At 37.1% G+C, this 213-nt stretch carries 1 protein-coding gene; it reads left to right on the forward strand.

What is annotated here, in order from left to right; all coding sequences use genetic code 11:
* Window positions 1-212, forward strand: a 212-nt coding sequence (locus V6260_RS19255; protein WP_341595625.1) for a hypothetical protein, incomplete at its 5' end; no start/stop codon positions are given.
* Window position 213: the final 1 nt, after the last annotated feature.

Genomic DNA, 213 nt, shown 5'->3' on the forward strand with positions numbered 1-213 from the left:
AAGAGGATTTACAGCCTGGTTACGTTGCCTCTATAGTCACGCATGATATTTCAGCAAGTTACAATGTACTTGATATTGCGCGTGTAGATTTTGGCCTTCGCAATGTAACTGATAAGTTACCTCCTGCATATATTTCTGCTAGTGGTGGTAATGAAGCTATTTATGATTCGATAGGTCGACGCTTTTTTGCTAACTTTAGTATTAACTTTTAAT

Source organism: Pseudoalteromonas aliena (assembly GCF_038155085.1).
Taxonomy (GTDB): domain Bacteria; phylum Pseudomonadota; class Gammaproteobacteria; order Enterobacterales; family Alteromonadaceae; genus Pseudoalteromonas; species Pseudoalteromonas aliena_A.